Origin of the sequence: Streptomyces griseorubiginosus (assembly GCF_036345115.1) — a bacterium.
GTDB lineage: Bacteria > Actinomycetota > Actinomycetes > Streptomycetales > Streptomycetaceae > Streptomyces > Streptomyces griseorubiginosus_C.
The window spans coordinates 1,111,054-1,134,995 of the sequence record NZ_CP107766.1; the positions used below are offsets into that span (position 1 = coordinate 1,111,054).

At 71.7% G+C, this 23,942-nt stretch carries 22 protein-coding genes; 5 read left to right on the plus strand and 17 right to left on the minus strand.

The features are described 5' to 3' along the window. Nucleotides 1-35 precede the first annotated feature (35 nt). Nucleotides 36-518: a GNAT family N-acetyltransferase gene (locus tag OHN19_RS05190; RefSeq protein ID WP_330262988.1), complete on the minus strand. Its 483-nt coding sequence runs from the start codon at nt 516-518 to the stop codon at nt 36-38. A 52-nt stretch (nt 519-570) separates the two neighbouring features. Then, nucleotides 571-744, minus strand: a complete 174-nt coding sequence (locus OHN19_RS05195) for a hypothetical protein (protein ID WP_007386357.1) — start codon at nt 742-744, stop codon at nt 571-573. A gap of 471 nt (nt 745-1,215) precedes the next feature. Here OHN19_RS05195 and OHN19_RS05200 point away from each other — a divergent pair, with 471 nt between their 5' ends. Then, on the plus strand, nt 1,216-1,566 hold the full coding sequence (locus OHN19_RS05200) for a hypothetical protein (protein ID WP_330262989.1): 351 nt from the start codon (nt 1,216-1,218) through the stop codon (nt 1,564-1,566). A 25-nt stretch (nt 1,567-1,591) separates the two neighbouring features. Continuing rightward, nucleotides 1,592-2,380 carry an SDR family oxidoreductase gene (locus OHN19_RS05205; protein ID WP_330262990.1) on the plus strand — a complete coding sequence of 263 codons (789 nt, stop codon included), beginning with the start codon at nt 1,592-1,594 and terminating at the stop codon, nt 2,378-2,380. Between the two features lie 5 nt (nt 2,381-2,385). On the opposite strand, the gene OHN19_RS05210 is transcribed toward OHN19_RS05205, so the two are convergent. From OHN19_RS05210 to OHN19_RS05245, 8 genes are all read right to left on the minus strand, one after another. Beyond that, nucleotides 2,386-2,616 (minus strand): hypothetical protein, encoded by a 231-nt coding sequence (locus OHN19_RS05210; protein ID WP_330262991.1) that lies wholly within the window; start codon nt 2,614-2,616, stop codon nt 2,386-2,388. Between the two features lie 83 nt (nt 2,617-2,699). After that, entirely contained in the window at nt 2,700-4,205 is a 1,506-nt protein-coding gene (locus OHN19_RS05215; RefSeq protein ID WP_330262992.1) for an SDR family NAD(P)-dependent oxidoreductase, read from the minus strand. A gap of 105 nt (nt 4,206-4,310) precedes the next feature. Further along, complete coding sequence (locus OHN19_RS05220) at nt 4,311-5,639, minus strand: wax ester/triacylglycerol synthase family O-acyltransferase (RefSeq protein ID WP_330262993.1); 1,329 nt, start codon at nt 5,637-5,639, stop codon at nt 4,311-4,313. A gap of 145 nt (nt 5,640-5,784) precedes the next feature. After that, complete coding sequence (locus OHN19_RS05225) at nt 5,785-8,397, minus strand: PA14 domain-containing protein (RefSeq protein ID WP_330262994.1); 2,613 nt, start codon at nt 8,395-8,397, stop codon at nt 5,785-5,787. Between the two features lie 88 nt (nt 8,398-8,485). Continuing rightward, the gene (locus OHN19_RS05230; protein ID WP_330262995.1) at nt 8,486-8,920 is read right to left on the minus strand and encodes a GNAT family N-acetyltransferase; all 435 of its coding nucleotides are present in this window, start codon (nt 8,918-8,920) and stop codon (nt 8,486-8,488) included. A gap of 9 nt (nt 8,921-8,929) precedes the next feature. Then, nucleotides 8,930-10,150 (minus strand): glucose-1-phosphate adenylyltransferase, encoded by a 1,221-nt coding sequence (gene glgC / locus OHN19_RS05235; protein ID WP_330262996.1) that lies wholly within the window; start codon nt 10,148-10,150, stop codon nt 8,930-8,932. A 54-nt stretch (nt 10,151-10,204) separates the two neighbouring features. Continuing rightward, nucleotides 10,205-11,356, minus strand: coding sequence for a glycogen synthase (glgA, locus tag OHN19_RS05240; protein ID WP_330262997.1), 1,152 nt, complete (start codon nt 11,354-11,356; stop codon nt 10,205-10,207). A 37-nt stretch (nt 11,357-11,393) separates the two neighbouring features. Further along, nucleotides 11,394-12,125, minus strand: coding sequence for a (2Fe-2S)-binding protein (locus OHN19_RS05245; protein ID WP_330262998.1), 732 nt, complete (start codon nt 12,123-12,125; stop codon nt 11,394-11,396). Nucleotides 12,126-12,335: 210 nt separating this feature from the next. Here OHN19_RS05245 and OHN19_RS05250 point away from each other — a divergent pair, with 210 nt between their 5' ends. Further along, nucleotides 12,336-13,469, plus strand: a complete 1,134-nt coding sequence (locus OHN19_RS05250) for a DMT family transporter (RefSeq protein WP_330262999.1) — start codon at nt 12,336-12,338, stop codon at nt 13,467-13,469. Here the strand turns inward: OHN19_RS05250 and OHN19_RS05255 are convergent. Beyond that, nucleotides 13,459-14,604 carry a transglycosylase family protein gene (locus OHN19_RS05255; RefSeq protein ID WP_330263000.1) on the minus strand — a complete coding sequence of 382 codons (1,146 nt, stop codon included), beginning with the start codon at nt 14,602-14,604 and terminating at the stop codon, nt 13,459-13,461. The genes OHN19_RS05250 and OHN19_RS05255 overlap by 11 nt on opposite strands. 267 nt (nt 14,605-14,871) lie before the next feature. On the opposite strand from OHN19_RS05255, the gene gndA reads away from it, so the two are divergent. Continuing rightward, the gene (gene gndA, locus OHN19_RS05260) at nt 14,872-16,311 is read left to right on the plus strand and encodes an NADP-dependent phosphogluconate dehydrogenase (RefSeq protein ID WP_330263001.1); all 1,440 of its coding nucleotides are present in this window, start codon (nt 14,872-14,874) and stop codon (nt 16,309-16,311) included. Nucleotides 16,312-17,360: 1,049 nt separating this feature from the next. On the opposite strand, the gene OHN19_RS05265 is transcribed toward gndA, so the two are convergent. Then, nucleotides 17,361-17,711, minus strand: a complete 351-nt coding sequence (locus OHN19_RS05265) for a GNAT family N-acetyltransferase (RefSeq protein WP_330263002.1) — start codon at nt 17,709-17,711, stop codon at nt 17,361-17,363. Between the two features lie 35 nt (nt 17,712-17,746). Next, a complete protein-coding gene (gene panD, locus OHN19_RS05270) occupies nt 17,747-18,166 on the minus strand; it encodes an aspartate 1-decarboxylase (RefSeq protein WP_330263003.1) in 420 nt (139 codons plus the stop codon). A gap of 401 nt (nt 18,167-18,567) precedes the next feature. Between panD and OHN19_RS05275 the strand changes: the two genes are divergently transcribed. Next, the gene (locus OHN19_RS05275) at nt 18,568-18,762 is read left to right on the plus strand and encodes a hypothetical protein (RefSeq protein ID WP_330263004.1); all 195 of its coding nucleotides are present in this window, start codon (nt 18,568-18,570) and stop codon (nt 18,760-18,762) included. On the opposite strand, the gene OHN19_RS05280 is transcribed toward OHN19_RS05275, so the two are convergent. The 4 genes from OHN19_RS05280 to OHN19_RS05295 are packed head-to-tail and all read right to left on the minus strand — an operon-like array spanning nt 18,725 to nt 23,749. Beyond that, nucleotides 18,725-20,416, minus strand: a complete 1,692-nt coding sequence (locus OHN19_RS05280) for a CocE/NonD family hydrolase (protein ID WP_330263005.1) — start codon at nt 20,414-20,416, stop codon at nt 18,725-18,727. The genes OHN19_RS05275 and OHN19_RS05280 overlap by 38 nt on opposite strands. Nucleotides 20,417-20,474: 58 nt before the next feature. Beyond that, nucleotides 20,475-21,620, minus strand: coding sequence for a serine hydrolase domain-containing protein (locus OHN19_RS05285; protein WP_330263006.1), 1,146 nt, complete (start codon nt 21,618-21,620; stop codon nt 20,475-20,477). 1 nt (nt 21,621) lies between these two features. Continuing rightward, nucleotides 21,622-22,449, minus strand: a complete 828-nt coding sequence (locus OHN19_RS05290) for an alpha/beta hydrolase (RefSeq protein WP_330263007.1) — start codon at nt 22,447-22,449, stop codon at nt 21,622-21,624. Between the two features lie 16 nt (nt 22,450-22,465). Further along, nucleotides 22,466-23,749, minus strand: a complete 1,284-nt coding sequence (locus tag OHN19_RS05295; RefSeq protein WP_330263008.1) for an MFS transporter — start codon at nt 23,747-23,749, stop codon at nt 22,466-22,468. Nucleotides 23,750-23,942: the final 193 nt, after the last annotated feature.

A 23,942-nucleotide genomic window follows, 5' to 3' on the forward strand; every position in this document is an offset into this window, starting at 1 on the left:
GGTGCCTTGAAGAAAAGAGGCGTCTGGCCGACGGCTCAGAGGGCCCTGTACATGATGTGCAGGCCCACCCGCCCGTGCCGGGGGTGGGCGAAGGCGTCCGGGACGGTGCCGAGGATCGTGAAGCCCAGGGAGGTCCAGAGCTTCACGGCCGGGTTGGTCTCGACGACGGCGTTGAACACCATGCCCCGGTAGCCGTCGGCCGCGGCGGCGGCCAGGACGTGCTCGGCGAGGGCGCGGCCGTAGCCGCGGCCGCCCCGGTCGGGGTCGACCATGAAGCCGGCGTTGGCGATCCGGGCGGCGGGGCCGGCGTAGTTGGGGGTGACGTAGGCCGAGGCGACGATCGCACCGGTCTCGTCCTCGACGACGAACACGCGCTTGGCCGGGTTCATCCACAGGGCCCGTGCGGCGTCCTCGGAGGTGTCGGGGTCCCAGGCGTAGGTCTCGCCGGCGGCCACGATCCGGTGCCAGAAAGGCCAGATCCGCGGCCAGTCGTCGGCCGCGGCTTCTCTGATCAGCATGGGCGTGAGTCTCGCACGCCCATGCCGTCGGCGATCGCGAAGGATCCTGCGGTCAGTCCACGCTGGGCAGGATGTGGGGCTCGGCGAGGTCGTCCTCGTAGCCCGCGAGACGGATGGGGGCGGAGCGCGCCCACACGTCGAGACTGCCGATGTCCCCGGGCCGTCGGCCCGCGCGCTCCGGGCGTTCCTTGGGGCGCTGTTCGCGATTCGTCTTCTCCGGTGTCACCGCGCACTCCTTATGTGTCGGGCTCACCCTCGGGACGTCACCTGTCCGGTGCTGCGGCCGGGTGCCAGGGCGTCCGCTCGGGTCCTGTGTCGAGATCGGGTTCGGACGCGGTGGCGCCGGTAACTCATGTGAGAGCAGGCCGTGGTGACCGGCTTGTCCCGGGACGGACTGTGGGTGTGGGTGGGACCCCGTACTGCCGTCCGTCCGCTACAGATTAACCAGATGAGCGGGGGCGCGCTCGATAGGGGCTGAAAACAAGGTGTAACCATTGCAATTCAACTGCGTTCTTTCGGCCATGTTCCGCATGATTTGTCACTTGATACGCCTTTCTGAAGTCACTCGTTCGGCCTAGGGGTCGACCGGGCCTCCGGACCGTCGGGGGCGCGCAGTTCAGGTCCCGTTGGCTCAATCGCAAGGCGACCGTGCTGTGCTGACCCACGGCAACGGCCGGACCGGCGGGAGGTCTGACGTATGGAACTGCGCAGTGTCGACGAGCTGATGGATCTGCTGCACGCCTGCGGCAGCGAACACGCCCTGCGGACCGCCGCGCTGCTGCGCCGCAGCCGGCCGGCCGACAAGGAGCTCCAGGTGGCCGGCCTGGTGCTGGGCCTCGGACCGGCGGCCGGGGCGTTCCGCGGCCTGCTCGGAGACCGGGTCCACCGCCTGGTGCGCCGGCACGGCCCCACCACCGACGACGACCTGCTGCGCCTGGCCGACGAGGACGGCCGCACCGCCCGCTTCGACGCGGGCGTCCTGGAGGACTGGCGGGCCGTCCTGGAGCTGGTCGCGGCACGCAACTCCCGTCTGGAGTCTGTCGACTGACGGTCCGTCATGAGACGGTACGGCGATGACGTCGTACGGACTGCACGGCAGGGCCGCCCTGGTGACCGGCGGCACCCGCGGCATCGGGCTCGAGGTCGCGCGTCAACTGGCCGACGCCGGGGCGCTGGTGTGCGTCACGGCCCGGGACCGGGAGGACGTCCGGCGGGCCGCCGACGAACTCGCCGGCATCGGGCTGGCGGGCAGCGTCGCCGATCCGGTCCATCTGCGCGCGGCCGTGGACCTCGTCGTGCGCGAGTTCGGCCGGCTCGACGTCGTGGTCAACAACGCGGCGACGAACCAGCCGTACGGCCCTCTCATGGAGGTCGATCCGGACGCGTGGCGCGAGGCGTTCACCGTCAACGTGGAGGCACCGCTGCGGCTGGTGCGCGAGGCGTGGCGGGTGTGGATGCGGGAGCACGGCGGGTCGGTGGTCAATGTGTGCACGGAGGGCGCCGCGCATGTCGGGCCGAACGTGGGCGCCTACGGCACCAGCAAGGCGGCGCTGCTGCATCTCACCCAGCAGCTGGCCGGTGAGCTGGCTCCCCGGGTGCGGGTCAACTCCGTCTCCCCCGGCCTCGTACGCACCGAGATGGCGCGGTTCGTGTGGGAGAAGGGGCCCGTCGAGCTGCCGCTCGGCCGGATCGGCGAGCCCGAGGACATCGCGCGGGCCGTGGTGTGGCTCGCGTCCGACGCGGCCGGGTGGATCACCGGGGCGGATCTGCTGGTGGACGGGGGCACCCGGGTGCGGGCGGCGCACTCGGGCGGGTACGCCGTCCATGACCGGCTACGGGCCTACGGGCCACCGGATCCGTGACGGCCTCATGGGAAGAGCGCGATGCCCATGAGGATGATCAGGGCGGCGAAGACGACGAGCGCGATCATGCCCCAGCTCCAGGGGTGCCTGATCGGGTCGGACGCCCCGCCCCGGGGCCGGTCCTCCGGGAGCTCGTGGCCGACCGGACGGTCGCTCGCGTAGAACTCCTCGTCGGTCGGGTAGTGGTTGCGCGGGTCGCCGAACGCCCGCGGATCGATGCTGTGTGGACGTGGCATGACAACTCCTGGCAGGGAACTGACCGGTGTCCGGGTTCCCCGTCGCCGACGGCCCACACGTCAGGGCCGCCGGCGCCGCCGGTTCACCACTTCCCGGGCGCGTAGTCCTTCAGGAAGACCCCGTAGACGTCCTCGCCGTCCTCGCCGCGCACGATCGGGTCGTAGACGCGGGCCGCGCCGTCGACCAGGTCGAGGGGGGCGTGGAAGCCCTCCTCGGCGAGGCGGAGCTTGTCGTAGTGGGGGCGCTCGTCGGTGATCCAACCGGTGTCGACCGAGGTCATGAGGATGCCGTCGCTCTGGAACATCTCCTGGGCGCTGGTGCGGGTGACCATGTTCATCGCGGCCTTGGCGGCGTTGGTGTTGGGGTGGCCCGCGCCCTTGTAGCCGCGGCCGAAGACGCCCTCCATCGCGGAGACGTTCACGACGTAGGAGCGGCCGCTGCGCGCCTTCTTCGCCGCGTCGGCCATGGCCGGGCGCAGCGCGCTGATCAGGATGAACGGCGACGTGTAGTTGCAGAGCTGGGTCTCCAGGAGCTCCACCGGGGAGATCTGGTCGATGGTCTGGACCCAGGTGTTGCTGTCGACGACGTCCGGGACGAGGCCGCCCGCGTCGATGGCGGTGCCGTCGAGGTGCCTGGCGACGCTGGCGTTGCCCGCGACCAGGGCGAGGTCGGCGACCTGCTGGGCGTCGATGCCGGAGATCCCTGCGGGCAGCGAGGCGAGTCCGTCGACCGCGCCGGAGCCGAAGGCCCCGATGACGTGGTGGGCGGGGAGCTCACCGGCGGGCAGCGGGGCGCTCTCGCCGTCGACCAGGGCGGCGTACGCGGACGGCAGCCGTCGTACGGTCTGGGTCGCGTTGTTGACGAGGATGTCGAGCGGGCCCGCCTCGGCGACCTGCTCGGCGAGGGCCACCGCCTGGGCGGGATCGCGCAGGTCGATGCCGACGACCTCCAGGCGGTGCAGCCAGTCGCCCGAGTCGTCCATGGCCTTGAAGCGGCGGATGGCGTCCTTCGGGAACCGCGTGGTGATGGTGGTGTGGGCGCCGTCGCGCAGCAGCCTCAGCGCGATGTACATGCCGATCTTGGCGCGGCCGCCGGTGAGCAGGGCGCGCTTGCCGGTGAGGTCGGCGCGGGCGTCGCGCTTGGAGCGGTTCAGGCGGGCGCAGTCCGGACAGAGCTGGTGGTAGAAGTAGTCGACCTCGACGTACCGGGTCTTGCAGGTGTAGCAGGAGCGCGGGCGCTGGAGTATCCCCGCGACCCGGCCCTCCTCGGTGATCGACGACGGCAGGATGCCCTCGGTCTCGTCGTCGATGCGCTGGGCGGAGCCGGTCGCCGTGGCCTCCGTGACCGCCTTGTCGTGGGCGGTCTTGGCGGCCCGGCGCTCCTGGCGGCGGCGCTGCTTGACGGTGCGGTAGATGCCCGCGGTGGCCCGGCGCACGGCGATCGCGTCGGGGTGGTCGACCTCCAGCTTGTCGAGCTCGTCGAGCACGCTGAGGCAGACGGCCAGCCGCTCCGGGTCGATGCCGGGGCCGTACACGACCTCGTCCACGGCGTCGTCCGTGATCGCCGAGCCGTCCTCTGTCACCGTCATCGCGCTGCCGTTTCCCTGGTCACCCGTGCGGCACTGGGGCCGCGTCCGCTGGTCGAACGCGGAATTTTACTTCAGCGCCGGGCCCGGCCCGTAATCCGGGAACGATCAAGAGCCGCAGGCGGCCAGCAGTCCGGTCACCTCCTCGGACAGGGCGTGGGCCAGCCGGTCCAGGTCGGGCACCGCTTCCGCGTCCGCGACCAGGCCGTAGTGGACCTGTCCGCGGTACGTCGAGATCGCCACGGCGAGGGACTGGCCGCGGGCGAGCGGGGCGAAGGGGTAGACCTCCGTGACCGGGTTGCCGCCGAGCTTCAGGCCGATGCTCGGCAGGGGCACGCTGGTGACGAGCAGGTCGAACCAGAGCCGGGCACCCTGACTGGCCAGGGGCCCGCCGAGGCGGTGGCCGAGGGCCGGGACGTGGTCGGCGAGCAGGGCGACGGCTCCCGCGCCGCGGTGGGGGCCGGCGTCCTTCTTGCGGTCCATGGCCGTACGGACCGTGTCCAGGCGGCCGAGCGGGTCGGGGTCGTCGACCGGAAGCCGCACCAGGTACCCGGAGAGGCGGTTGCCCTGCGGGTGCGCGGTCCGGGGCCGGCGCCGGGAGACCGGGATCAGGGCGCGGGGCGCCACGCCCTCGCTGCCGTCGCCGCGTTCGTCCAGCCAGCGGCGCAGGGCGCCCGCGACGACGGCGATCAGGACGTCGTTGACGGTGCCGCCGCGGGACTTGCGGACGCGGTGCACGTCGTCGAGGTCGACGACGACTCCGGCGGTGCGGCGGGTGCCGCTCGGCTCGGCGGTGAGGGCCGGCGAGGACCGCACGCCCACGGAGGACAGGGCGACGGAGGCGCCGATGTCGAGGGCGCGGCCCAGGTCGGAGACGGCGCCCCGGACGAGGTCGGGCAGCTTGCGCACGTCCGGGAGCAGACCCTTCGCGGGCTCCTCGGGGCGTGGCTTGCGGGCGGGCAGGTCCATCGGGTCCAGGACGGCGGCGGCGAGCGTCAGCGCCCGCAGTCCGTCCGCCAGGGCGTGGTGGAACTTGAAGAGGACGGCGAAGGAGACGCCGTCCTGTCCCGGCAGCACATGCGCCTCCCACGGCGGCCGGTCACGGTCGAGCGGCCGCTGCATCAGCCGGCCCGCCTCGGTGTGGAAGTCGGCGGTCGGGGCGTGCAGCAGGACGTGCCGGAGCGGGTCGAAGCCGGGGTCGGGCACGCGCGCGGCGCCCCCGAAGGCGTACGGGAAGCCGAGCGGCCACACGTCCCGGATCCGCATTCTGAGGCCGGGCACGGCGGCGGCCCGGCCCGCGAGCAGATCGGCCGCGTGGGCCCCCGCGGTGGGCGAGTGCGCCGAGAAGACGCCGAGCGCTCCCAGGTGCATCGGGTGCTCGGCGGTTTCCATGTTCCAGAACGCCAGGTCGAGAGGGGCGAGCAGGTCTGAAGTCAATGGCTTGCCTCGCGTCGACGACGGGTGGACCAGCAGTCAATCGCCCCACGGCGATTACGGTCAAGTACGATCAAGCTACGCACAGTTAACAGCAGATTACGTCCCGCCCCTCGCGAAAGGGGCGGGACACAGGATGCGGATGTGATCAGCCGTCGGTGGCCGCACAGCCCGCCGGAGCGGCCCGGGAGGCGTCCCGGATCAGCGCCCGGTGCGCGGCCGCGACCCGCTCGGCGTCCGGTTTGAGAACCTTGCGGTCATAGGTGAGCAGCCCGTTGAGCTCCCCTTCCACGTCCGTGATCTGCGTGTACACGGCCCCGTTGCTGCCCCGGCACACCAGGGCCCGCACCTCGTCGAGCCTGGCCAGATATTCGTCGGTGTAGCGCGCCGGATCGACGTCGACGTACGACTGCTGCACGGACCAGGCGTGTCCCGGCACCGCCAGGCCGAGGCCGCCGTACTCCCCGCTGACCAGGGCACGTCTGCCGTCCGGGTGGGGTGGCAGGGCGGGGCTCGGGTAGCCGTGCTCGTCCATGATGTCGCCGGCGTTTCCGTCGGCCCCCAGGTTCAGCCCCGACTGGTTGTTGACCAGGCGGGTCGGGTCCCAGGCCTTGGCCTGTTCGGCGATCCGGCCGATGTCGTACTGCCCCCAGCCCTCGTTGAAGGTCACCCACATGACGACCGAGGGGCTGCTGACGTGCTGGTCGATCATCTGCTTGAGCTCGCGTTCGTACTCGGCGCGGGCGGCGGGACCCGGATTCACCCCCGCTGTCATGGCGGGCATGTCCTGCCACACCAGCAGGCCCAGCCGGTCGGCCCAGTAGAACCAGCGGTCGGGTTCGACCTTGATGTGCTTGCGCACGGCGTTGAAGCCGAGCCGCTTGTGGGCCTTCAGGTCGTACGCGAGGGCCTCGTCGGTGGGCGCGGTGTGCAGGCCGTCGGGCCAGAAGCCCTGGTCGAGGGTAGCCATCATGAAGACCGGCTCGCCGTTGAGGACCGTGCGCGCGGTGCCGGCCACGTTCTCGACGGCGATGGAGCGCATCCCGAAGTAGCTGCCGACGCGGTCGGCACCGACGGTCACCTCCAGGTCGTAGAGGAACGGGTCGTCCGGCGACCACAGGCGCGGGTTCCCGATCCTCAGGGACAGCGGTTCACCCGTCCGGCCGCGCGCCGTCGCCACCTTCCGCTTCCCGTCGTACGCCGTCGCCGTGATCGGTACGCCGTCGCGGACGCCCCGTGCCTCGACCGTCAGCCGGTCGGTGGACAGGTCGGGCGTCAGTTCGAGGGAGTCGACGTGGTCACGGGCGACCGGTTCCATCCAGACGGTCTGCCAGATACCGGAGGACGGGGTGTACCAGATGCCGCTCGGGTCGAGGCGCTGCTTGCCGAGGGGCGGGTTCTCGCCGTCGGCCGCGTCGGTCGGGTCGTACACGCCGACGATCAGTTCCTGGGTGCGGCCGGGCTTCAGCGCGTCGGTGATGTCGGCGCTGAACTTGTCGTAACCGCCGGTGTGTTCGGCGACCCTGGTGCCGTTCACGTACACCTCGGACCGCCAGTCGACCGCGCCGAAGTTGAGGCGGAGGCGCTTGCCGGAGCCGATGTGCCAGTCGGCCGGGACGGTGAAGGTGCGGCGGTACCACATGCGGTCCTCGTGCCGTTCCAGGCCGGAGAGCTGGGACTCCACCGGGTAGGGCACGAGGATGCGCTCGGTCAGGTCCCTGCCTACGGGTGGGGCCTGCCCCGGCTCGGCGGCGGCGAACTGCCAGCGGCCGTTGAGGTTACGCCACTCCTGGCGGGTCAACTGGGGGCGCGGGTACTCGGGAAGGGCGTTGTCCGGGCCCACCTGGTCGGCCCACTTGGTACGCAGTTCGTGGGTCGAGCGGTTGGGGCCGCTGCTCCAGAAGGCGTTGACAACGTTGCCGTCCGTGCCGGTGAGGCCGCCCTCGCCGTCGTAGCGGAGGTCGGCGGTGCCGCGCGCGGTGCCGGTCCTGTTGCCGACGACGGGTTCGGCGAGGGCGACGAGCAGGGCGCGGGCGTCCCTCGGGTCCTGCCTCACCGTTCCCAGGGGCCACTTGGCGCCGCCGATCACCGCCTGGAGGTGGTCGGCGAGGCCGGCCGGGGGTGCGGCGAGGGGCTGGGCGAAGTCGAGCCTCAGGGTGCGCCCGGTGCCGAGGACGGTGGTCGCGAGGGGGCCGTCGTAGGCGTAGCCGTCGGGGAGCCGGAACGCCGACTGGGGAACGGCCTGCTGGGTGCCGCCCGGCGGGGTCCAGCACAGGTGGAGGTTGGAGCCGCCGTAGTGCTCGAAGTACTCGACCTTGATGTCGTAGGACTGTCCGGCGGTCAACTCGACCGGCTCGGCGGTCTGTTCGCGGTCCCAGTCGTCCACCCAGTGGTCGATGAGGAGCCGGCCGCCGACCCAGAGGCGGAAGCCGTTGTCGCCGGTGACCGAGAAGGTGTGGGGGCCGGTCGTCTCCGGTACGACCTTGCCGGTCCAGCGGACGCTGACGTCGTCCGAGCGGCCGGTCGCGGCGGTGAGACGGGGTTCGAGGGTGTCGAAGTCGAGGTTCGGGTCGAAGGTGGTCGCCTTCAGCTCGTGGAAGTCGAAGGCGCCGGGGGCGGACTGGGTCCAGTACTCGCCCTTGAGGCCACGGGCCTCGACGGGGTCTTCGGCGGCCGGGGCCGGGACCGCGGTGAGGCCGGTCAGGCCGAGAAGGGCGGCCAGCAGTAACGCGAGCCGGCCTCTGAGAGGTCTGGTACGCACGGAAGCCTCCATAACAACGTTGTCATGGGCATGAGTTGGCATGACAACACGGATCCCGCCGTCCGTCCAGGGAGCTCACCGCCCGGCTTCAGCCGACGGGTGCCCACTTGAGATAAGTGGCCGTCTCGGTGAAGTCCAGTCGCCGGTAGAAGTCGGCGGCCCTGCGCGTCGGCACGCACACCTCCACGTCACCGGCCCGCTCGGCGGCCTCCAGCACCGCGCGCACGAGCCCGGAGCCGGTCCCGCGGCCGCGCAGCGCGCTGTCGACGGTGAGCTCCAGGAGTTCGAGGACCGTGCCGCCCGCGAACAGCGTGGGCATGCGGGCGGCGTGGACGTACCCGACCGCGCGCCCGCCTTCCTCGGCGGCCAGGAACTCGGCCCGGCCGGCCGCGGCGGCCGCGAGGAGCGCGGGAAACGTGACCGCCGTGAAGCGGGCCCGCTCGGGGGTGTGGCTCGTGGCGAAGTCACGCAGCAGACGGAAGACGTCGTCCGCGTCGGCGGGCGTCACGGCGCGGACTCGCACATCGACCTCCTAGGACACCAGCTGGCCCTTCCCGAGCGCGATCACCCCGCCCTTGGACACCGTGTACAGCTCGGCGTCCCGCTCCGGGTTCACGCCGATCGTCGCGCCCGGCGGGACCTCGACGTTCTTGTCGAGGACGGCGCCCCGGACCACCGCGCCCCGGCCGATCTTGACGTTGTCGTGGAGCACCGAGCCCTGGACCACCGCACCCGGGTCGACCAGGACGCCGGGTGACAGGACGGAGCGGGTGACCTGACCGCGGATGAGGCAGCCGGCGCTGATGATGGACTCACTCGCGATGCCGCCGGCGTTGAAGCGGGCCGGGGACAGCTGGCCGGAGTGGGTGTAGATGGGCCACTGGCGGTTGTAGAGGTTGAAGGCGGGGCGCTCGGCGATCAGGTCCATATGGGCGTCGTAGTAGGCGTCCAGGGTGCCCACGTCCCGCCAGTAGCCGCGGTCGCGGGTGGTCTCGCCGGGGACGTGGTTGGCGCTGAAGTCGTAGAGCTGGGCCTCGCCGCGGTCGGTGAGCTGCGGAAGGATCGAACCGCCCATGTCGTGCACCGAGTTCTCGTCCTCGGAGTCCCGTTGCAGGGCCTCGATCAGGGCCTTCGTCGTGAAGATGTAGTTGCCCATCGACGCGTACACGGTCTCGGGGTCGTCAGCGAGGCCGGGCGGGTCGGTGGGCTTCTCCAGGAAGCGTTCCACCGTGAGGCCGTCCGAGCCCGGGGAGATCACCCCGAACGACGGGGACTCCGAGCGCGGGACGCGGATCCCGGCCACCGTGACACCCGCGCCGGACTCGATGTGCTGTGTGAGCATCTGGCGCGGGTCCATGCGGTACACGTGGTCGGCGCCGAAGACCGCCACGTACTCGGGGCGCTCGTCGTAGATCAGGTTCAGGGACTGCAGGATCGCGTCCGCGCTGCCCAGGTACCAGCGCGGTCCGAGGCGCTGCTGGGCGGGCACCGGCGTGATGTAGTTGCCGAGCAGGCTCGACATCCGCCAGGTGGTGGTGATGTGCCGGTCCAGCGAGTGCGACTTGTACTGCGTGAGCACGCAGATGCGCAGGATGTCACCGTTGACGAGGTTGGAGAGGACGAAGTCGACCAGGCGATACGTTCCTCCGAAGGTGACCGCCGGTTTCGCGCGGTCTGTGGTCAAGGGCATCAGGCGTTTGCCTTCTCCACCCGCCAGTACGATGCCGAGCACCGAAGGTCCGCCACGACGCATGGCCGCTCCCCTCACCCTGGTTTGTGACCCATGCTTGCCCTTGACCGGGGCTCGCTACGCCTGTTTGAGGATCTCCTCGTAGAGCCGGACCGTACGCCGGGCGACGGCGTCCCAGCCGAACTCGCCCACCGCGCGCTCCCGCCCCGCCTCGCCCATCCGACGGGCCGCCTCCGGATCGCCGAGCACGGAGTCGAGTGCCCGCGCGAGGGCCGGTTCGAACCCGTCGTCCACGGTCACGAGCAGTCCGGTCCTGCCGTCGTCCACGACCTCGGGGATCCCGCCGACCCGGGAGGCGACCACGGGAGTGCCGCAGGCCATCGCCTCCAGGTTGACGATCCCGAGCGGTTCGTACACCGAGGGGCAGACGAACACGGCCGCATGGGTGAGAAGTTGGATCACCTCGGGGCGGGGCAGCATCTGCGGGATCCAGTGCACGCCCTCGCGGACCCGGCTCAGCTCCTCGAAGAGCTCCCGGAACTCCCGGTCGATCTCGGGGGTGTCCGGGGCGCCCGCGCACAGCACGACCTGCGCCGCCGGGTCGATGTCCCGTACCGCGCGCAGAAGGTGGGGCACCCCCTTCTGGCGGGTGATGCGGCCGACGAACAGCACGAACGGACGGTCGCGGTCCAGGCCGATCCGGTCCAGTACGTCGGTGCCGTGGTCCGGCCGGTACAGGGCGGTGTCGATGCCGTTGTGCACGATGTGGACCTTGGCCGGATCCAGTGCCGGGTAGCAGCCGAGGATGTCCTCGCGCATCGCCCCCGACACCGCGATCACCGCGTCGGCTGACTCGATCGCGGTGCGCTCGGCCCAGCTGGAGAGGGCGTACCCGCCGCCGAGCTGCTCGGCCTTCCAGGGGCGCAGGGGCTCCAGCGAGTGGGCGGTCATCACGTGCGGGATGCCGTGCAGCAGCTTGCCGAAGTGGCCCGCCAGGTTGGCGTACCAGGTGTGCGAGTGGACCAGTTCGCGGCCTTCGAGCCCCGCGGCCATGGAGAGGTCCACGGAGAAGGTGCGCAGCGCGTCGTTGGCGGCATCCAGCGCGGACCAGGGCCGGTGCCGGATCACGCCCTCGGCGCGGCCCTCGCCCCAGCAGTGCACGTCCAGGTCGACGAGGGACCTCAACTCCCGGGCGAGGAACTCGACATGGACACCGGCGCCGCCGTACACGTCCGGCGGGTACTCCCGGGTCAGCAGGCCCACACGCACCCGGAACCCCCTGTCTCTGGCTGGTCGGCTTTCATGGTCACCCAGATGCGCCGCGCGGGGAAGAGCGCGGGGCTCGTGTGAAACAACAGTCACCGCAGACGCCGCCTCCCGGCAACCGGTAGTACAGACAGCAGCTGCGGCGGCGGAGGGTGGTGGCGTCCAGGGTGCCTTCGAGGAGCGGGTGGGCGAGGAGTTCGGCCGCGAGGGCGCGGGCGGCGGTGTCGGGGCCCAGTTGACGGGCGGCTCCCGCCAGTGCCGAGGCGGCGTTGCCCCACAGCAGCCCGCCGGCCAGCCGGTACTCGGAGCGCAGTGCCCGGGCCAGGGGTTCGAGGTGGCCGTGCAGGACGACGTCGGCGATCGTCCCGGCGTCGCTCGGAAGCGGGGTCACCGCGTCGAGCCGGAGCTCGTCGGGAGCGCTCGCGTCCGGGTCCCAGCGCAGGCGTTCGGGGGCCAGGTCGGGAATCCGGCCGTACACCGACGCGCAGCCGAGCGCCACCGACCAGAGCCGGGCCGCGAGGCCCAGGTGGGCGATGGAGGCGGCGATCCGGGGCTCGGGGGCGTTCAGGGCCCCGGCGACCTTCCGGACACGAAAAGTCAGGGGATTTCCGTAAACATCCGACGACCGGTTCTCGTAGACTTGTGCGAGAGTCGGTAGCGCCGGGCGCGAGGTCCCGGCGGGGTCGCCGATCGTGCGTAGGACGAAGAAGGCGCCGAGCGGTCGCAGCGCCGCGAGTTCCGGGTCGAGGTCCACGACCAGCAGTAGTACCAAGGCCCGTAGGGGTACCCACCAGGGGGCCTCCACCCCGTGTCACCCGCCTTGGGGAGGACACGGACCCTTTTGTACTCCATCGGCAGTAGGACCCATTGCCTGCTCAGGTACGACGACGGGAAGAAGTTTTCCGGGCATCGTGTTGGTCATGGAAGACGACCGTTCGTCGCGCCGGGCAAGTCGCCCCCGCCTCACGCAGAGGAGCAGCTCATGAGTGCCCTCGCGTTGTCCGTGCTCCTCTCCCTCGTCTCCGCCGTCGCCTACGCGGGCGGAGCGATCGTGCAGGAGCAGGTCGCCGTGTCGCACCCCAACGAGCAGTACGCGCCGCTGCGCCGGCCGAGCTGGTGGGCGGCGGTCGCGCTGAACGGCCTGGGCGGACTGCTGCACGTGGTGGCGCTCGCGTACGGTCCCCTGAGCCTGGTCCAGCCGCTGGGCGCCCTGACGATCGTGTTCGCGCTGCCGATGGCCGCGCTGTTCGTGGGCCGCAGGGCCGGCGCCACCGCCTGGCGGGGCGCGATCATGGCCACGGTCGGTCTGGCCGGTCTGCTCTCCCTGGTGGGCGCGTCGGACGCGCAGTCGCTGAGCACGCCCCAGCGGGTGTTCGCCGGTCTGGTCACGGCGGCCGCGGTGGTCACGCTGATGATCGCGGGCCGGGCCGCGCACCGGCACCCGGTGGTGCGCAGCGTGCTGCTCGCGACCGCGTCCGGCATAGCGTTCGGCATGTCCTCGGTGTTCACCAAGACGGTCGCCGTCGACTGGAGCGGCGGCGTCGCCACGGCGGACCTGCCCTCGCTGGCCGCGATCGGCGTCCTGGCCACGGCCGGTCTGATGCTGTCGCAGGCCTCCTACCGGGGCGCGGGCCTCGCGGCCCCGCTGGCCACGCTGACGGTCGTGAACCCGGTGGTGGCGGCCGCGGTCGGCATCACGATGTTCGGCGAGACCTTCCGCTACGGCACCACCGGCACCGCGCTCGCCCTGAGCTGCGGTGTGGTGGCGGCGGGCGGTCTGATCCTGCTCACCACCGAGCGGATCCAGCGCACCCACGCCGAGGCGGAGCCCGCGGCGGCCGAGCGGGAGGACGTGTTCCTGCCGACGCCCGCCGAGGCACCGGCCGACGCGCTGGTGCGCGAGGGCGTGCTCGTCGAGCAGGTCGCCGCCCTGCGCGAGGAGCTGCTCGTCCCGGCCCCGGCGGCCCCCGCGGCACTGACGGACGGCCCGTCCGCCCCCGACGACCACCCGGCGCCGGGCGGCACCGAACCGCCGGCGTACTACGGCCCCTTCTACGGCGCCGCGTACATCCCGGTGCCGGTGCTCGACCGGCACCGCACGCGGGTCAAATCCTGACGCCGCCGGCCCGGAGGTACGCCACCGGGTCGATGTCTGACCCGAAGCCGGGCCCCGTCCGCACCTCGAAGTGCAGATGCGGGCCCGTGCTGTTGCCGGTGGACCCGGAGCGGCCGATGCGCTGTCCGGCGCCCACCGTCTGCCCGGACTTCACGGAGATCGCGGACAGGTGGGCGTACTGCGTGTAGCGGCCGTCGCCGTGCCGGACGACCACCTGGTAGCCGAAGGAGCCGCCCCAGCCGGAGGCGACCACCTTTCCGGCCGCGACCGCCTTCACGGTGGTCCCGGTGGGCACCGCGAAGTCGACGCCGGTGTGGTAGCCCTTCGACCAGGACGAGCCCGCCTTGTGGTACGGGGTGCCGAGGGAGGCGTTCACGGGGGCGACCAGGCCGCTGTCGGTGGCCTTCTTCTCCGACTTCTCGGTCTTCTCCGTCGTGTGCGTCGTCTGCGAGTCGCCGGAGGTCCTCCTGGAGGAGGCGGGGTCGGCGGTGGTCGTCGTACCCGCCGGGGCCCGCAGTTTCAGCCGCTGGCCGGGCAGGATGAGGTCGGGATCGGCCCCGATGGTCCGCCGGTTGGCGGCGTAGAGCTGCCGCCAGCCGCCGCGGACCTCCTGGGCGTCGGCGATCCCGGACAGCGAGTCGCCGCGGACCACGGTGTACATCTCGGCGGTCCCGGCCCGCGACTGCGGGGTGGTCTGCGGCTGGACGTCCGGCACCGAGGCCTTCGTGGTCAGGGGCTGGATGTCGGGGCCGGTGCCGCCGCGGGTGAGCCCGGCCCGCACCGAGCACGTCGGCCAGGCGCCCGGTCCCTGTCCGTCCAGCACCTTCTCCGCGACGGCGATCTGCTGGTCCCTGGTGGCCAGATCCGCGCGTGCCGCGTACCGGGTGCCGCCGTACGCCTCCCACGTGGACCGGGTGAACTGAAGCCCGCCGTAGTAGCCGTTGCCGGTGTTGATGCTCCAGTTGTTGCCGGACTCGCACGCGGCGACCTTGTTCCAGGTGTCCGCGTCGGCCGCGTGGGCCGTGCCGGCGCCGATGAGCGGGACCGCGATTCCGACACCGCCCGCCGTGACGGTGAGCGAGGCGCGGTTGATCCTGTTCGGCTGATACCGGCGGTGCCGGCCGCGTACGGCCATGGAGGCCTCCCCCTAGACATGCGTCGCTGCGCCAGGAGGGGCAAAAGTAAGCGCCGCGAACAGGCCATGACAAGACGGCAACAAGCCGCGTGGGGGCGCGTGTCCGACCGGCGTGTCCGGCTGAACGCAACGAGGCGCCCGAACCGTATCCCTGGTGTGCGGACAGTCCCCCGACAGGCCAGGATGACCGGTGGACGATACTGACAAGCACGACCGGCAGCGATAGACGACCTACGCGATCCACAGGATCTTTTGGGAGCACGCGGTATGAGCAACACAGCGCAGATCGGCGTCACGGGCCTCGCGGTCATGGGCCGCAACCTCGCCCGCAACTTCGCCCGCAACGGCTATACGGTCGCCCTGCACAACCGGACCGCGTCGCGCACGCACGCCCTGGTCGAGGAGTTCGGGAGCGAGGGCGACTTCATCGCGGCCGAGACCGCCAAGGAGTTCGTGGCGGCCCTGGAGCGGCCGCGCCGGCTGGTCATCATGGTGAAGGCGGGCGAGCCGACCGACGCGGTGATCCAGGAGTTCGCGCCGCTCCTCGAGCCCGGCGACATGATCATCGACGGCGGCAACGCGCACTTCGCGGACACCCGGCGCCGGGAGCGCGAACTGCGCGAGCAGGGCATCCACTTCGTCGGCATGGGCGTCTCCGGCGGCGAGGAGGGCGCGCTCAACGGCCCGAGCATCATGCCGGGCGGCCCGAAGGAGTCGTACGACTCGCTCGGTCCGATGCTGGAGAAGATCTCCGCGAAGGCGGCGGACGGGGCGCCCTGTGTGACGCACGTCGGTCCTGACGGCGCCGGGCACTTCGTGAAGATGGTGCACAACGGCATCGAGTACGCCGACATGCAGCTCATCGGTGAGGCGTACCAGTTGCTGCGCGATGTGGCCGGGTACTCCCCCGCCCAGATCGCCGACATCTTCCGCACCTGGAACACGGGCCGCCTGGACTCGTACCTGATCGAGATCACCGCCGAGGTGCTCTCCCACGTGGACGCGGAGACGGGCAAGCCGTTCGTGGACGTGGTGGTGGACCAGGCCGAGCAGAAGGGCACCGGCCGCTGGACCGTGCAGATCGCCCTCGACCTCGGTGTCCCGGTCTCGGGCATCGCGGAGGCGGTCTTCGCCCGCTCGCTGTCCGGGCACGCGGAGCTGCGCGAGGCGTCCCGCGGGCTTGCCGGACCCAAGGCGACGCCGCTGTCGGAGGCCGAGGCGGGCGCCTTCGCGGACCGGGTCGAGCAGGCACTGTACGCCTCGAAGATCGTGTCGTACACGCAGGGCTTCCACGAGATCGCGGCCGCGCGTGAGGAGTACGACTGGGACATCGACCTGGGGGCCGTCTCCGCGATCTGGCGTGGTGGCTGCATCATCCGGGCGGCGTTCCTGGACCGCATCCGGTCGGCCTACGACACCCGTGCGGACCTGCCGAGCCTGCTCTCCGACGACACCTTCGCGCAGGAGATCGCCGACGCGCAGGACGACTGGCGCGAGGTCCTGGTCGCGGCGACGCGCCAGGGTGTGCCGACGCCGGGCTTCGCGGCGGCGCTGGCCTACTACGACGCGCTGCGCGCCGAGCGGCTGCCTGCGGCGCTCACGCAGGGGCAGCGGGACTTCTTCGGAGCGCACACCTACCGGCGCACGGACCGCGACGGCTCGTTCCACACGCTGTGGGGCGGGGACCGGTCCGAGGTGACCGGCTGAGTTCCGCTCCACCACGCCTGACAGGGAGGAGGGCCACCGCGCTTCGGTGGCCCTCCTCTCCTGTGGTCCCGGCGGTGGCCCTCACGTGCTGTGCACGCGGGGCACCGTCAACTGAGCGGTGGCCCCGGCTCCGGGTTCGGCACCGGCTCCGGTCCCGGGGGGATCGGGGACGGGTCGGGGGCGGGGCCCGGGCCAGGACCGGGGGTCGGATCCGGGCCAGGCGTCGGACTCGGGTCCGGAGGTGACGGGGGCTCCGGGGTCGGGCCCGGCGTGGGGACCGGGCCAGGGCCCGGCGTGGGACCCGGAGGCACGGGGTCGGGGTACGGGTTGGTCATCAGGTCCTCCAGCCAGTCGGTCGACGTCGGCTCCGAACTCCTCCGCCGTCTCTGGACTCCTCCCCGCGTACCCGCGAGCCCTCCCACCACTCACCCACCTGCGTGAGCGATGGGGTCTGGGTGGGGGTGTTCGGGGTGTGGGCGGGGGGTGTTGAGGTACGGCGAGGGGGCTGGGCGCGGACAGGGCTCGCGGCGGCGGGGCCACAGGCGCGCGGGGCAGGCGTGCGTGCGGCATACAGCGGCTGTGGGACACCGGGGCGGCGCGCCTGCGGCTTCGCGGCGGGGCGGCGGGGCGGCGGGGCGGCGGGGCGGCGGGGCGGCGGCGAACGTTTTCGGCATGCGCTGGTTCGGGCCGCGGTGTACGCCGATGCCCCGCCGAGCGATCGCAGGCAGGCGCCCGCTCTGCTGGCCCGCCGACGGGCCGAGCGACAGCCGGGCGCGAGGTGGACCCGGTCGGCGGCCTCACATCCGAGGGCAGCGTCGGCCGGACCACCGGACCACCGGACCGCCCGACCGACAAGCAGCCACGATGTGGCCCCACTTGGCCGCTCGACGGCCGGTCTCCGCCTGGTGACGTGCGGCCGGTTCACCCAGCGCGGGCTGACCGGTGTCTCCGACCGGTCGGCGGTGCGGGAGCCCCGGTAGGGCGACCGCCCCGCGGCTCCGCAGCCGAACCGGGACGCGCCCCCGGTCTCCGGTGCTCGACCCGTCCGCTCAGAAGCCCTCGGGGTTCGCCGCCAGCCACAGCTTCGCGGCGCGGAGCAGTTCCGGGGTGGCCGCGGGGGCCTCGTCGGGGTGGCGTTCGGCCCACTTGACGACGTACGGGCACAGGGGGGCGACCGTGACGCCCTCGCGTGCCGCGATGCCGTAGAGCTCGCGGGCCAGGGAGCCCGCGATGCCCTGGCCCTCGTGGGCCGGTTCGACGATGGTGTGGACCGGGACCAGGGCGCGCTCGGGGGACTCGAGGACGAAGTACTGGATGTGGCCGACGACTTCGCCTCCCCCGGAACCGAAGGCCTCCAGACGCCCGGCCTGTCGGTCGTCGCGGATCTCGATGTCGCTCATGGGCACGCTCCTGGTCCGAAGGTCGTCGAACGCGGTCAGACCGACACCGCCTGCGGGCTGCGCAGTTGGTCCGAACCCGGTACCGGCTCGGACGGGTCGGCACCCAGCGCGATGACACGGTTGCCCTGGTCCACGTGCACGATCCGGGGTTCAAGTGCCCTCGCCTCGGCGTCGGTCACCTGAGCGTAACTGATGATGATCACCAGATCCCCGGGGTGGACGAGGTGGGCGGCGGCACCGTTGATACCGATCACTCCCGAACCGCGCTCGCCTTCGATGACGTACGTCTCCAGCCGGGCACCGTTGGTGATGTCCACGATGTGGACGAGCTCGCCGGGCAACAGGTCGGCGGCGTCGAGGAGATCCGCGTCGACGGTCACCGATCCCACGTAGTGCAGGTCGGCCTGGGTGACGGTGGCGCGGTGGATCTTGGACTTGAGCAGAGTACGCAGCACTTTGGACTCCCGAAGTCGGCTCCCTGCCTGCTTTCTGCAGGTCAAGGGCGTTCTTCACTCTACACTCGCGCGCTTCACGGCAACCTTGTGAGGAACGTCGCCTTGACCCCCTCGCGGCCTCCCTCACGGAGACCGACGACCGCGCCGAACGACGCGCAGGCGGGTCGTCGACACGCGCCGACGGGACGAACTGGTGCGCCAGGCCGAGGCGATCATCCTGGCCGAAGGCTTCACCGCGGTGACCGTGGACGAGCTCGCCCAACGGCTTGGATGCTCCAAGGCGACGCTCTACAGCCTCGCCCCCACGCCCGACCTCAGGCAGCGCATCCGGGTCTACCTCGCCGGCGTCGGCACGGCCATGCGCCGCCGCGCACCGGGTCCACCAGCTGATCGAAGACGGCGTGGCGGCCGGCGTCTTCCGCGCGCTCAACGGGCAGTTCGCCGCGCAGGTCGTGGCCATGACCATCGACGCGGTCCAGTCGGGGGCCCTCCTGGACACCACCGGCCTGACCGCGGGCGACGCCTTCTCCGAACTCGGGGACCTCCTGCTGGACGGGCTCAGTGCGGGGCAGGGCGGACAGGCGTCGGCAGGCTGACGCGGGACACCGCGCCGCTGTCGTGGTGGACGGTGTGGGTGCAGGGCCGCAACTCGGTTCCGGTACCGGGCGGGGCGCCGGTGCCCTCATTGCGTGCGTACCGGGGATGGCAGCCGCCGGCGATCAGCAGCCGGATCCGGTGCCCGGCCTTCACCTCGTGCGCGCAGGCGTCGAGCCGCACGCGCACGGTCCGCACCTGGTCGATGGGCGAGGTGGGATCCAGGCGGACGAGTCCTTCGGCGACGTTGCGGGAGACGCCCTCGGGGTCGACGTCGCAGAGCCGTACGAAGAGGTCGGCGTGCGGGTTGCTCCTGGTGTGCGCCAGGTCGACGACGGGCGTTCCCATGATCTCCAGCGGCGCGGTCAACGGGTCGGTGGTGAAGGTGAGTACGTCGGGGCGGCCCTCCAGCTTCGCGTTGTCCTTGACCCCGCCGTCGAGGGTGAGCAGCGGGCCACCGAGGGTCGGGGTGGGGTTCGCGGGGTCGTAGACGTACGAGGACGGCGCGCCGTCACTCGGCCCGTCGGCCAGCAGCCTGCCGTCCGGCTGGAGATAGCGCACTGTTTCAGCACCCGCGGGTGGCCACTGGTCCAGGTGTCGCCAGGCGTTCTGCCCGGTGACGTACACCTCGACGGGAGGTTCGTGTGACGGCTTCGCGTCGGCGAGGTGTGTCTCCAGCCATGCGAGGTTGCCGCGGAGCAGACCTCCCATGCCCTTCTGGCCCAGTTCCTGATGGGTCCAGGGGCCGATGGTGAGCGACACGTCGACCCCGCGCGTACGCAGCGACTCGTACTGGTGCAGGGTCTGGTCGAGGAAGAGGTCCTGCCAGCAGGCGGTGAGCCGCACCGGGACGTTCACCCGCTCCAGTGCTTCGCCCAGTTTCAGCCGGTCCCACGCGGCGTCTTCGCCGTCCGGAGTGGTCAGCCATTCCCGGAACCACGGCGCTTGGTGCCCGGTCGCCGCGTCGGCCGCGTCGGCCAGCGGGAGGGCGCCGAAGGCCGGGGCCAGCCGCCGGTTCAGGGTGAGCATCCGGGGCACACCCCGCAGCCCGGGGTACCGCTCCTGGTTGACCACCATCTCGGCGAAGGCCAGGAAGTCACCGAGACGGAACGCTCCGCTGCCGTGGGCCGCGTCGTGCATGTCGTGCGGGGCCACGGCGATCAGGGAGGCGCGCAGTTCCGGGGGCGGGTCCATCAGCAGCGCCCATTGGGTCCAGCCCACATAGGATCCCCCGGCGGTGGCGAGCCGTCCGTCGAACCAGGGCCTGGTCCGCAGCCAGGCCACCGCGTCCTGGGCGTCGTCGGCCTCGTTCGCCATCGGGTAGAAGGTTCCGGTGGAGCCGAACGTGCCGCGGCAGCTCTGGAGCGCGACGTGATACCCGCGGTCCGCGTAGACCCTGGCCTCCAGGTCGTGCGGGAAGCCACGGCCGTACGGTGTGCGCACGAGGACCGTGCCCTTCGGCCGGTCGGTGACGGGGGCGTAGTGGTCCGTCAGCAGGACGGCGCCGTCTCGGGCGGGGACCGGGATGTTCCGCTCGACCCGGTAGCCGTGCCGGGTGCCCGGCAGCCGCATCAGGCGCGTCAGGAGCCGGTTCGCCGTGCGGGTGGCCAGGCTCGGGGGCGTCGCAGCGGTGGGGCGTGGAAATGTCGTGGTCATGGCCTGATCTCTGGTTCTTCGGTGGAGTGGTTCCTGTGTGACGTGCCGGAGCCGGGCTTCACAGGCAAGCACGCAGCGCGCGGCTGAGCGCGTCGGCCCGGTCGTCGGGGAGGCCGCCGGGCTGTGCGGTCTGGTAGGCGAAGGCGATCTCGGCGTCCAGGTGGGCGAAGCCGAGGCAGCCGCCCAGGCCGTCGTGGCCGAAGCTGCCGGGGCCGATCATCGGCCGGTGGGCGGAGCTGGTCATGAAGCCGGTGCCCCAGCCACTGTTCGCGTCCGGGCCCACGAACGGGCGGCCCTCGGAGCGCACCACGAGGGCGTCGCGGACGGTGTCCGGGCTCAGCAGTCTGACGCCGTCGACCTCGCCGACCGTGGCCGCGTACAGCCGTGCCAGGCTGCGGGCGTCGGTCACGAGGTTGCCCGCCGGCATCTCGACCGACAGCCACGCTTCCGTGTGCGCGATCCGGGAGATCCGGGCGACGTCGTAGAGACCGCCCAGGCTGATGGAGCGTTCGACCAGGGGTGAGGCGAGGGTTTCGGCCATCACGGCGACGGCCTCGGGGTCGGTGCTGGGCAGAGGATCCGCGAGGGGATGGATGTCGGCGGACGCGGGGTCGGCGCCGTACGTCATCCTCAGGCCGAGGGGATCGGCCACGTACTGGCTCAGCCACTGGCCGGGGCGCAGTCCGGTGGCCCTGCGCAGGACCTCTCCGGCCAGCCAGCCGAAGGTGAGGGCGTGGTAGGCGTACGCCGTGCCGGGGGTCCAGGCCGGTGCCTGCCGGGCCAGGGTGTCCGCCACCGGCTCCCAGGCACGCAGATCCTCCAGTGTCAGGTCCGCCTCGGGCGCGACCAGGCCGGCCCGGTGCGCGAGAAGGTGCCGTACCGTCGTGGCCTCCTTGCCGTACTCTGCGAACTCCGGCCAGTACTTGGCGACCGGGGCGTCGAGGTCGATCAGGCCGCGCTCGGCGGCCATGAGCAGACAGACGGTGGTGACGCCCTTGCTGACCGAGAAGACCACGGTGCGGGCGTCGGGAGCCCAGACGCCCCGGGCGGTCCGACCGGCCCAGATGTCCACCACCGGCGCGCCCTGGGCGTACACCACGCAGGAGGCGGCTGTGTCGCCGCGGAGCCGGAAGTTGTCGGCGAAGGCGTCGGCCACAGGTTCGAAGCCGCGGGAGACATGCCCTTGGATCTGTGCTGCCGTCATGTCACGCACTCCCCCGGGTCGCGTTGTCCCGGATCTGGGTGATGATCTGCGGCCAGAGCGGCTGCGGAAGCTCATGGCCCATGCCGGGGTAGACGGTCAGCTTCGAGTCCGCGATCAGTTCGTGCATGACCTTGGATCCCTCGGGGCCGATCAGGCGGTCGCCGTCGCCGTGGAGGATGGTGGTGGGCGCGGTGATGCGGTGCAGGTGAGGCGTGCGGTCGGGAGATCTGTCGAGCGCTTCCAGCTGCCGCTCGATGCCGTCGGGGTCGTAGTCGCGGTCGTACATCCGGCCGCCGAGTTCACGCAGCCAGGCGGTGTCCTGGGGGTATCCGGGTGAGGCGCACGGCGCTTCGTTGTCCAGGTACAGCGCGATGGCCTCGTCGCGGTCGCGGGCCCGGGGGCGCTGCGTCCGCTCGTCGACCAGGTCGCGTCCGGCGAGGAAGTCGGCGCTGGGCGCGGTGTAGACGAGGGCGAGGGTGAGGACACGGGTGGGGTGGTCGAGGGCGAGTTGTTGGGCGACCATGCCGCCCATCGACTGGCCCACGATGTGCGCCGCGGGGATGCCGAGCGCGGTGAGCAGGCCCGCGGTGTCGCGCGCCAGGTCGACCAGGGTGTAGCCGCCCTGCGGGAACTTCTGCGACAGGCCGACGTCCCGGTTGTCGAAGCGCACGACGTGGAAGCCCTCGTCGGCGAGTTGCCGGCAGAAGTCGGCACGCCAGCCGAGCCGGTGGGCTCCGAGGCCCTGGATCAGCAGCAGCGGGGGGTGGTCGGGGTCGCCGAAGGTGTCGTAGTCGAGCGACACCCCTTCGGGTGTGGTGACCAGGGTCATGGAGGGCTCCGTACGGTTATCGGATCGAGCGGATCGCCATGGCCAGCGCGCCGGCGACCAGGGCGGACGCGCCGCTGACGAGGAACAGTGAGCCGTAGCCGCCGAGTCCGATGAGTGAGCCGGCGATGGCGGGGGCGGCCAGCTGGGGCAGGCCGGTGGCGACGTTGAGGATGGCGAAGTCGCGTCCTTCGCTCTCCTTGTCCGGCAGGACCAGCGACATCACGGCGAGGTCGACCGCGAAGTACGTGCCCAGCGAAGCGCCGGAGACGGCGGAGTACGCGAGCATCGCGCCCCAGCTGTGGCTGACGATCGGTATGAGCTGGGACAGGCCCAGGCCGAGGGCGCTGATCGCGATGAACAGCTTGCGCCGGTCGAGCTTGTCGGCGAGCCAGCCGCAGAGGGTGGCGACGGCGATCCAGGTGCCGAACGACACGGTCGACAAGGTGCTCACCGCGAGGGCGACATTGCCGCCGGGGACGTTCCTGGCGCCGATGTAGTCCTGCACGGCGAAGAACAGGTAGCCGGAGACCGTGAAGTAGGCCAGGAACAGGCCGAACCGGCTGGCGAAGGCCAGGGCGAAGTCACGGTGGGCGAAGGCTCGGAAGAACGCCCGGACGGCCGCGGTCCTGCTGCCCCGGTCCTTCGGCCTCTCCGTCACCAGGTCGAGCGAAGAGGGTTCGCGCGCGCCGGTCACGAGGGCGAGCGTCGTGACGAACAGCACCAGCGCGAGAACGGTGTAGGCCCAGAGCTGGCTGACCCGGCTCGCCAGGTTGACGCCGAAGAGGATGCCCACGGGCGTGCCGAGACCGATGATCGCGGAGGCGATGCCACGTCTGGCCACGGGCACCCGGTCGGGCAGGATCGCCGAGATCGCCCCGCCGTAGAAGTTCGAGGTGAACCACAGGACCGGGACCAGGATCGCGAGGGCGACCAGTCCGGTGCTCAGGCCCATGGCGATCGTCAGAAGCGCGGACACTCCGGCCATGACCACCAGCCAGGGGGTGCGTCGTCCGAACCGGGACCGCGTGCGGTCCGAGAGCGCTCCGCCGGCGGGGAGGGCGAGCATCGAGGCCACCGCGCCCAGCGTCGTCAGCAGCGCCAGCACGCCGACCTTGGAGCCGGGCGCGAGGTCGGCCACCTGTGCGGGGAGCAGGATGACGCCGATGCCGTTGAACAGGGCGTACATCGCGGTGGTGGCCGGGAAGACGAAGGCGAGCAGACGGCCCAGGCGGACCGGATCGGCGGGGGCGAGAGCGCGGCCGGGTGTCGTGTCGGTCGTGACGGGGATCGTGTCGTCCATGACAGATCTCTCTTCTGGTGGATCCACCCCGTTGGCGCGCGGGAACGCGGCGATGGGTTCGGGGTGGGCGGCTCGAGCAAGAACGGGTGCGGGGCGTCCCCCGGCAGGCCATTGCGGCGACCGATGCGGCGACCCAATAAAATCTAATACGTATTAGATCGCTGATCGCCGTACCGTAGCCTGTGCGTGAAGG